General features: G+C 67.7%; 7 protein-coding genes and 1 pseudogene. 5 read left to right on the forward strand and 3 right to left on the reverse strand.

What is annotated here, in order from left to right:
- The 3 genes and pseudogenes from DD1DGNOD_RS27380 to DD1DGNOD_RS20980 all read left to right on the forward strand — a co-directional run.
- A pseudogene (locus DD1DGNOD_RS27380) lies at positions 1-614 on the forward strand (hypothetical protein); the annotation flags it as partial.
- A 358-nt stretch (positions 615-972) separates the two neighbouring features.
- Complete coding sequence (locus DD1DGNOD_RS20975; RefSeq protein WP_131768226.1) at positions 973-1,176, forward strand: DUF7455 domain-containing protein; 204 nt, start codon at positions 973-975, stop codon at positions 1,174-1,176.
- A gap of 428 nt (positions 1,177-1,604) precedes the next feature.
- On the forward strand, positions 1,605-2,588 hold the full coding sequence (locus DD1DGNOD_RS20980) for a YihY/virulence factor BrkB family protein (RefSeq protein WP_241255880.1): 984 nt from the start codon (positions 1,605-1,607) through the stop codon (positions 2,586-2,588).
- 13 nt (positions 2,589-2,601) lie between these two features.
- Here the strand turns inward: DD1DGNOD_RS20980 and DD1DGNOD_RS20985 are convergent, their stop codons facing one another.
- Positions 2,602-3,738, reverse strand: coding sequence for an LCP family protein (locus DD1DGNOD_RS20985; protein ID WP_346434363.1), 1,137 nt, complete (start codon positions 3,736-3,738; stop codon positions 2,602-2,604).
- Between the two features lie 384 nt (positions 3,739-4,122).
- Positions 4,123-5,253, reverse strand: a complete 1,131-nt coding sequence (locus tag DD1DGNOD_RS20990; protein ID WP_131768228.1) for a CaiB/BaiF CoA transferase family protein — start codon at positions 5,251-5,253, stop codon at positions 4,123-4,125.
- Between the two features lie 174 nt (positions 5,254-5,427).
- Here DD1DGNOD_RS20990 and DD1DGNOD_RS20995 point away from each other — a divergent pair, with 174 nt between their 5' ends.
- Positions 5,428-6,930, forward strand: coding sequence for an aminopeptidase P family protein (locus DD1DGNOD_RS20995; RefSeq protein WP_165035203.1), 1,503 nt, complete (start codon positions 5,428-5,430; stop codon positions 6,928-6,930).
- A 258-nt stretch (positions 6,931-7,188) separates the two neighbouring features.
- Here DD1DGNOD_RS20995 and DD1DGNOD_RS21000 read toward each other — a convergent pair whose 3' ends face one another.
- Positions 7,189-7,530 (reverse strand): histone-like nucleoid-structuring protein Lsr2, encoded by a 342-nt coding sequence (locus DD1DGNOD_RS21000; RefSeq protein WP_013874753.1) that lies wholly within the window; start codon positions 7,528-7,530, stop codon positions 7,189-7,191.
- Positions 7,531-7,942: 412 nt separating this feature from the next.
- Here DD1DGNOD_RS21000 and DD1DGNOD_RS21005 point away from each other — a divergent pair, with 412 nt between their 5' ends.
- Positions 7,943-8,392 carry a hypothetical protein gene (locus tag DD1DGNOD_RS21005; RefSeq protein WP_206443348.1) on the forward strand — a complete coding sequence of 150 codons (450 nt, stop codon included), beginning with the start codon at positions 7,943-7,945 and terminating at the stop codon, positions 8,390-8,392.
- Positions 8,393-8,437: the final 45 nt, after the last annotated feature.

An 8,437-nucleotide genomic window follows, 5' to 3' on the forward strand; every position in this document is an offset into this window, starting at 1 on the left:
GCCCGGGCGCTGGTGGCTCCGGAGGCGCCGGAGGCGCCGGTCGAACCCACCGCCTCGCAGCCACCCCCACAACCGGTCTTCGCGCGTCCCGCCGGCCCCGCGCTGACTCTCGTGCAGGAGCCTGCCACCGTGCACGAGATGCAGGTCCCCTCCGATGCCACGAGCGCCCCGCTGTCGGCGTCACTGCCCACGGTGGCGGCCGCATCGCCGCCCACCCCGATCCAGCCGGCCGCGGCCCGGGGGCGGACACACGGGCTGCCACGGCCGGCAGCCCGCAGCGAAGCGCCGGTCATCCGCCCACCGGCTCCGGCAACCCCGTTGACCAGGACACCCGAGCCACAGAACCCAGCGCCCGTCGCGCCTGTCGCGCCTGTCGCCTCCGTCACGGTCGAGGTGGTCGGCGCGCGCGACGCCCGGCCGGTTCAGGACGTGCCAGTCATCGGGGTGGACACCCCGACTCCGACGGTGTCCGGATCGATCGCGCCGGAACCGGTACCGGCTGGTCCGGCACCGGCCGGTGCCGAGCGACCGGCCGCACCCGCGCCGCGGGCGTCCGCCGTATCCGGTTCACATCCGCAGGCCACGGCGGCTCCCGAGCCGGCAACGGGCGCTGACGACGGCATCGACGCCGCCGACATCACCGATGCCGCTGACGCAGCCGACACGGCCGCACGGGCATCGACGGCACCCCGCGGGCGTGCGGGTGCCGCCGGCCGGACACCAGAACGCGGCTCCGGCGGCCGCAAGAACCGCAAACCCGTGCCGGCCTGGGACGACATCGTCTTTGGTGCACGCCGTCCGTGACCGACGGTGACAGCCCTGTCGGCGTCTGTTTCTCCCAGTCGGCTGGCAGCCGGCATGATCAGGCATCTAACGACGGCCCTTCGCCACAGCTCCCACCAACTCGGCCCTGAGGGAACCGTCACACTGCCAGGGCGGAACCAAATCCCGACGAAGACTGTTGAAGATGGTGTGACTGGAACCACTACCAAACCGACGCTGACCAACCTCGACCGGTGCGACCGGTGCGGCGCGCAGGCGTATGTGCGGGTCGTGCTTCCCGGTGGCGGCGAGCTGCTGTTCTGCCGACACCACGCCAAGTCCCACGACTCGAAGCTGCGGGCCGTGGCCGCTGAGTACCATGACGAAACCGACAAACTGACCATCTCCCCCTGACCGACTGCTGCTCGGCGACAAACACACGCCCGGCGAACCCCCGCGGACACGATGAAGCGTTGTCAGCGGGGGCGTTTTGACGTAGTCCGGAGGCATGGAACGTCGACCGGCGACATGCCTCCGCTATCTGTTCCAATACGGTCGGTAACATCGACGGCAGTCGACAGGGTCAGTTCGGGGTCAACCGACGACCACCGAAGATGCTCCAGACCCGAGGCCGTACCGTGGGTCCAGTGTGGTTGGCGAACAGGTTGCTGTCCGCGGTGCTACAGGCACCTGGTTCTGCTGGTTCTGCGTCCGATACGTCGCGGTCACCTGATCTGACTCACCCTGCTGCCGCTCCGTTACCGAGCCTTGCACCATCGCCGGCCCGGATTCCAGCAACCCGGACTCCGACGGCAGTGACCGCCTCGCTCAGACGGGTGTCGATGCGTGCTTTCACTCTCGCCCGCCGGACCGCCGCTGGCGCGTGGCGCGACCGCGTGCTCGGCCTCGCGGCCGAGGCCGGCTTCTGGCAGTTGCTGTCACTGCCTCCCTTACTACTGGCGATCCTCGGCACGATCGGCTACGTCGGGGACGCCGTCGGCGCGGACGCCGTCGACAACGTCCGCCAGAGCCTGCTGAACACCGCCGACGACCTGTTGACGCCCTCGGTCGTCGACGACGTGGTTCGCCCGACGATCAACGAGATCCTGACCCGCGGACGTCCGGACGTGATCTCGATCGGCTTCCTGCTGTCACTGTGGACCGGGTCGTCGGCCATGGCAACCTACGTCAACACCATCACGATCGCCTACGGACAGCGGCAGCTGCGATCAGCTGTACGCAGTCGGCTACTGGCACTACAACTCTACATAGCTCAGGTGACCAGCGGGGTGATCCTGCTGCCCGCGCTCGTCCTCGGACCGAGCCTGATCTCCGAGCTGCTGGACGCCGATCGCCACCATCTCGTCGGCTGGCTGCTGAAGGTCCTGTTCTGGCCGGTGGTCGCCGCCCTCTCCCTGGCGATGCTGACCTCGCTCTACCACCTGTCGTTGCCGTCCCGGCGCCCGTGGCGGCGGGCGCTGCCCGGTGCGCTGCTGGCCATGGTGGTCTGGAACGTGGGCAGCTACCTGCTGCGGCTCTATCTGGAGATGGTCTTCGGCAACGAGCTGATCTACGGCTCGGTGGCGGCGCCCGTGGCCGCACTGCTGTTCTTCTACATCACGGCCCTGGCCGTACTGCTCGGCGCCGAACTGAACGCCTCCATCGACGAGCAGAACGAGCGCACCCAGCCGCCCGTGGACGACGTCCTGCCATCCCCCACCCACACCGCCCTGCCATTCCCGCGCTCCCGCCGGTGGCGACGGCTTGGAAAACGGCCTCGGCAACGGCCTCAAGAGCCGGCAGGTACACCGAAGATCCAGCAGTAGGTAGGCCAAAGGCTCAGTAGGTACACGATCCCCCGGTGGCACCGGCCGCGGCCGTGGTCACCGCGGGAGCCCCGGCGGGAGTCCCAGCCGCAGCCGTGGCGGCCACCAGGGTGATGGCCGGCCCACCGGGCAGGAGCACGGCAGCATCCACGGGCACGGCACCCAAGGGCATGGCGCTCGCGGACGGTCGCGGGCCGGAGAGGCCGGCCAGGAAGGCCGCCAGCTTGTTCGGGTCGATGAGAAGCACGGACTGGCCGCCGGCCTGACCTGGCGACGCCGGGACGGTCTCGAACCGGACGCCTCCGGTGCCGACACCGCGCAGCCGGACAGCAAGCGGCTGCAGGTCGGTCAGGGAGGTGCCGGTGTCGACGGTGACCGACGACGTGGCCGCGTCCAGCAAGGACGCCAACCTGACCGGGTTGGTCACCGTTGCGGTGGAGGTCGCCGCTCGGAAGATCACGCCGATGAACTGTTGCTGACGCCGGATCCGGTCGATGTCACCTTCGGGCAGGCCGTACCGCTGGCGGACGAAGGCCAGCGCCTGCTCGCCGTTGAGCCTGTTGTCACCCACGTGGCCGTGCCACCCCGACATCTTGTCGTTGAGGTTGCTCGTGCTCCCACCAGGCAGCGGTTTCACGCATACGGTCACCCCGCCGAGAGCGTCGGTCATCCGCTGGAAGCCGATGAAGTCGATCTGCAGGTAGTGGTCGACACGAATCTTTGTCAGACCCTCAATGGTCCGCACCAGCAGGGACGGTCCACCCAGTGCGAACGCGGCGTTGAGCTTCGACTTCTGCGCGGCGTGACCGCGGCCGGTGGAATCGGTGTAGGCGGGGATCGTCACCCACAGGTCCCGCGGGAACGAGGCGAGCGTGGTGGAGCCGTCCGCGTCCAGGTGAGCGAGGATCGTGGTGTCCGATCGCTGGCCCTCGGCCTCACCGAACTCCCCGGACGTGCCGGCGCGGCTGTCCGAGCCCACGAGAAGAATGTTACGGGTGCCGCCGCCGGCCCCACCCGGTCGCCGGTCGGTGGTGGGAAAGGTCAACGGAACACGGCTGACCTTGTTGTCGTAGTAGCGCAGGGCCAGCCACCCACCACCGGACACGGTCAGCACGAGGACGGACACCAGTGCCGCCACCCCGGTGACCATGCGGCGCCGGGTGGATCGTCGTGGCCGTAACGGGTCGGGCTGTGGGTCAGGAGACGGCCCCTGCGGCTGATGCCATCCGGGGATCCCGTCCGGGGACCACTGTCTGCCAGCTCGCCCGGGCGCGTCCGGAGGCCAACCCGTACCAGGCGGCCGTCCGGGCCCGTCCGGAGACCACCCCCTGTCAGGTCGCCCAGGCCCGTCCGGAGGCCACGTCATGACCACGTCCCCTCGTCCACCGCAGCGCCACGGCACCAGAACGCGACCGAACCTTGCAGGCCCGCCGACACCGGTCGCCATCCCTGTCGACGTCCGGTAGCCACCGGAATGTTCCCGGCCCCGGGTGTCGTGCCCAGGACGCCTGTGATCGTCGCTAACACCGTCGGATCAGCCGAACTCTGCTCGGATCGCGGGGCCGTCCGCGTCGAGTTCCGGTTCGGGCGACCGCTGGGAGGTCTGCGGCCAGTCCGCCATCTTCACCGGATTCCCGGGCAGGGGAAGGCCACCGGCATCGACCACCATGTCACGGAAAGCAGCCTGGTCGGAGGAGACCGCCTCAGCCACGTTGTTGATGGGACCACAGGGTATGCCCGCCTCCTGCAGCACCTTCAGCCAATGCGCAGCCGGCCGGGTGCGAAGGGTCTTCTCCGCTTCCCGTTTGAACGCGTCCCGGCCTTCCAGCCGGGCACTGTTGGTGACGAACCGTGGATCCACGCTGAGATCCGGGCGATCCAAGGCATGACACAACCCGGCAAAGAGGCCGTCGTTCGCGGCACAGATCACAATGTTGCGATCCGCGCAGGCGAACGTGTCGAACGGCGCGATCGAGTAATGTGCGTTGCCAATGCGCGGCGGGGTGTCGCCGGTCGCCAGATAGGACAACGCCGCGCCTTCGAGCAACGACAGCGTGGCGTCGAACATGGCGATGTCGATATGGGTACCGCGGCCGGTGGTCGTCCGTCCGTACAATGCGGCCCCGATCGCGCCGAAAGCATACAGACCGGCAGCAAGGTCCGCGATCGGGACGCCGGGCTTCACCGGTTCGCCGTCCGGCGACCCGGTGATCGACATAATCCCGGTGGCCGCCTGCACGACCGCGTCGTAGGCGGGTCGGTTTCGCCACGGACCGGTCTGCCCGAAGCCCGAGACGCTCACATAAACCAACCGAGGATTACGTTGTGACAACGTGTCCCAGCCGAGACCCAGCCGGTCCATCACGCCGGGACGGAAGTTCTCCACGAGCACGTCGGCACGGTCGATGATGGAAAGTAACGTCGCGTGATCGTCCGGATCCTTCAGATCGAGCGCGATCGACTGTTTGCCGCGGTTCACCCGCGCGAAGTACAGCGACCGGTCGTCCAGGAACGGGCCGTAGGAGCGGGAGTCATCCCCGTGCCTGGGACGCTCCACCTTGATGACCCTCGCCCCGAGATCGGCAAGCATCAGTGTGGACAACGGCCCGGCCAATACCCGGGTGAGATCGACAACAAGAAGACCATCCATAGGACCCGGTGACATAGGCACTCCTGGGACGCTACCCGCCACGGACCGCCGCGGCCTACCGTTGGAACCATGAGTGCGCACCCGGGCGGATCTCCGCCTTCTCCCGACAGATCCGAACGGCCAACCGTCGCAGATAGTCAAACCGCGATCCACACCGGTGAGACCGTTCCCGAGCGCGCCCCGGTCGTCATGTCGTCCACCACGCAGTCGGCTTCGGCTGAAGGACAGGCCAGCCACGACCAGCAGCCACCGTCCGCCTTCCGCCGATTCATGGCCACCGGATGGGCTCCCACCGCCGCGATGACGCCGGCCTGTGACGATGTGGCGCAGTACGCGGCCAAGCGGCGCGCGCTACTGAGCTCACGATTTCCGGCCGAGACGCTGGTGGTGCCCAGCGGCGGACTCAAGGTGCGAGCAAATGACACCGATTACCCGTTCCGGCCGGGAAGCGATTTTTTCTGGCTGACCGGTTGTCACGAGCCGGACGCCGTGGTGATTCTTCATCCGAACCCCGGTGGCGACCACGACGCCGTCCTGTATGTCGCCGACCGCTCGGACCGTTCCACCCCGGCCTTCTACACCGACCGGCGCTACGGCGAACTGTGGGTGGGACCGCGTGCAGGGGTGCGGGAGAGATCGACGGCTCTCGAGATCGAGTGCCGCCCGCTCGGCGCGCTCACCGACGCACTGGCCCGGCTGTCACCGGCGACGACCCGGATGGTGCGCGGCCAGGACGAGCGGGTGGACCGCCAGGTCCTGCGCTACGTCCCGGGCGAGCGACAGACGTCCACGCCCACCACGGTCGACCGGGACGTGGAACTGGCCCAGACCCTCTCCGAGCTGCGGCTGGTCAAGGACGACTACGAAACGGCCATGTTGGAGGAGGCGGTCGCCGCGACCGTCCTGGGCTTTTCCGAGTGCGTGCGTGAGATGAGCCACGCAATGACACTGCCCAACGGCGAACGGTGGCTGGAAGGTACGTTCTGGCGCCGCGCCCGGGTCGAGGGCAACGACGTCGGGTACGGCTCCATCGTCGCCTGTGGCCATCACGCCACGACTTTGCACTGGGTTCGCGACGACGGGCCGGTACGGCCCGGCGACCTCGCGCTGCTCGACATGGGCGTGGAGTCCCGCTCGCTTTACACCGCCGACATCACACGCACGCTTCCCGTGGACGGACATTTCAGCGACGTGCAGCGTCAGGTGTACGACGTGGTCCATGCGGCCCAGCAGGCCGGAATCGAAACGGTGCGACCGGGCGCAAAGTTCCTCGATCCGCACCGGGCGGCAATGCGGGTGATAGCTGAGGCGCTGCACGACTGGAGACTGCTTCCGGTGAGCGTTGAGGAGTCCCTCGCGGAAGACCCCGAAGCACCGAACGCGGGCCTGCATCGCAGATATACCCTGCACTCCACGTCACACATGTTGGGTCTCGACGTCCACGACTGCGCCCACGCCCGCGACGAAGCCCACCGCGACGGCCCGCTCGTGGCGGGGATGGTGCTGACGGTTGAGCCGGGACTGTACTTCCAGCCCGACGACATTACGGTGCCTCCGGAGCTGCGTGGGATCGGGGTGCGGATTGAGGACGATATTCTCGTCACCACCCAGGGCCACCGCAACCTGTCAGCGGCGCTTCCCCGGGCCCGGCCCGCGGTGGAAAACTGGATGGCCCGACAGCTGAGCGACTGAGCCACGACATGACCTGGGCGACAGGTTGTGGGCTGCGCAACCTGTCGCCCAGAAAACAGCACTGCCGCATGCCCCAAATTGGCCGCAAGTGACACCAACCAGAGGATCGGCCTCTTCGTGCCGGTACCGCCGTACGGCTGAACCCCCGCTCCATGGTCCACCGCTCGGTCGCAACAGGTCCCGCGGGCCTGCGACCACGCGAAAACAGCCGTGATCGCGTGGGATTCGGGCAACTGGACGAATGCGACCGAGAGCCACTCAGTGAGCCTTGTCGTACGCCTCGACGATGTTGGAGGCGATACGACCACGGTCACTGACGGTGTAACCGTTGGCTCGCGCCCACTCACGAATGTCGGCGGTACGGTCGGTGCCCCCGGTACGACGAGAAGCACCACGCTGCCCGCGGCGGGCGGCAGTTGCCCGGCCACCAGACCGACGCGCCGCCCCAACGAACGGAGCCAACGACTCACGCAGCTTGGTGGCGTTCTTCTCGGACAGATCGATCTCGTACGAAGCACCGTCCAGTCCGAACCGAACAGTCTCATCAGCCTCGTGTCCATCGAGATCGTCAATCAACGACACGATGGTCTTCTGCGCCATGCCACTCTCCTTCAGGTCAGCGAACCGCGGAACTCTTCGAGACTAGTATTACCACGTCATCAGGAAGAACTGTAACGGCTGGTTCGGACACGCGCGACTGCCATCGCCTGCGACATGCCGTCCACCGCGTCATCGACACCACACAACACCCCTCGGGTAGACGTGAGTCACGTCTAGCCAAAGCGTCGGAGGCCACTGTCAGGATAAATTTTGATCATGAGTTGTCGCCGAATCACGACTTCCGATCCGAAACGCCGGTGGTCGGCGCAGACAAGGACGTCACGGTCCGGACGGCGGCAGTGAGCACCACGCAACGCCATCAAGGATCCCGCGATCGCGAATCTCATACACCACTATGGGCCGCGGATGCGCTCATCCGATTCACGGTCTGGTAGTAGAGCGAGGAGCCACGGTGGATGAGCGGACATGGATCGTCGATGCGGCAAATGTGGTAGGGGCACGTCCGGACGGATGGTGGCGCGATCGCGCAGCCGCTGCCTTACGCCTCCACAAGCACTTGTCCAAGCTGTGCTCGGGCGTGTCCGCGTCGCGGACCGCGGACCGGGGTGACCTGCCCGCTCAGGTGGTCCTGGTGCTCGAAGGCGCGGCCCGGGCGGGAATTGTCGCGGGCCCGGACCCCGACACCCACACCGGCCCACGCACCGGCAGGCTCGTTGTCGTCCACGCTCCCGGATCGGGCGACGACGCGGTCGTCGAGGCGGCCGTCGAGGCCGTCCGGCGGCAGCGTGGTGCTGTTCTCGTCATCACCGCCGACCGCGAGCTTCGTGGCCGTGTCCACGCCGTGGGCGCGGCCACAGCGGGGCCGGGGTGGCTGTGGGCTCTCCTCGACAACAACAGTTAGACGGACGGCGTGGTACGCCCTCGATGCTGGAAGACTGGCATCATG

This window comes from Candidatus Protofrankia californiensis, assembly GCF_900634765.1.
Classification (GTDB): domain Bacteria; phylum Actinomycetota; class Actinomycetes; order Frankiales; family Frankiaceae; genus Protofrankia; species Protofrankia californiensis.

Excerpts from the sequence above, each read along its gene's own strand:
- DD1DGNOD_RS20980 (WP_241255880.1), top strand. The coding sequence starts at position 1,605 with ATGCGTGCTTTCACTCTCGCCCGCCGGACCGCCGCTGGCGCGTGGCGC.
- DD1DGNOD_RS20985 (WP_346434363.1), bottom strand. The coding sequence starts at position 3,738 with ATGGTCACCGGGGTGGCGGCACTGGTGTCCGTCCTCGTGCTGACCGTG.
- DD1DGNOD_RS20990 (WP_131768228.1), bottom strand. The coding sequence starts at position 5,253 with ATGTCACCGGGTCCTATGGATGGTCTTCTTGTTGTCGATCTCACCCGG.
- DD1DGNOD_RS20995 (WP_165035203.1), top strand. The coding sequence starts at position 5,428 with ATGTCGTCCACCACGCAGTCGGCTTCGGCTGAAGGACAGGCCAGCCAC.
- DD1DGNOD_RS21000 (WP_013874753.1), bottom strand. The coding sequence starts at position 7,530 with ATGGCGCAGAAGACCATCGTGTCGTTGATTGACGATCTCGATGGACAC.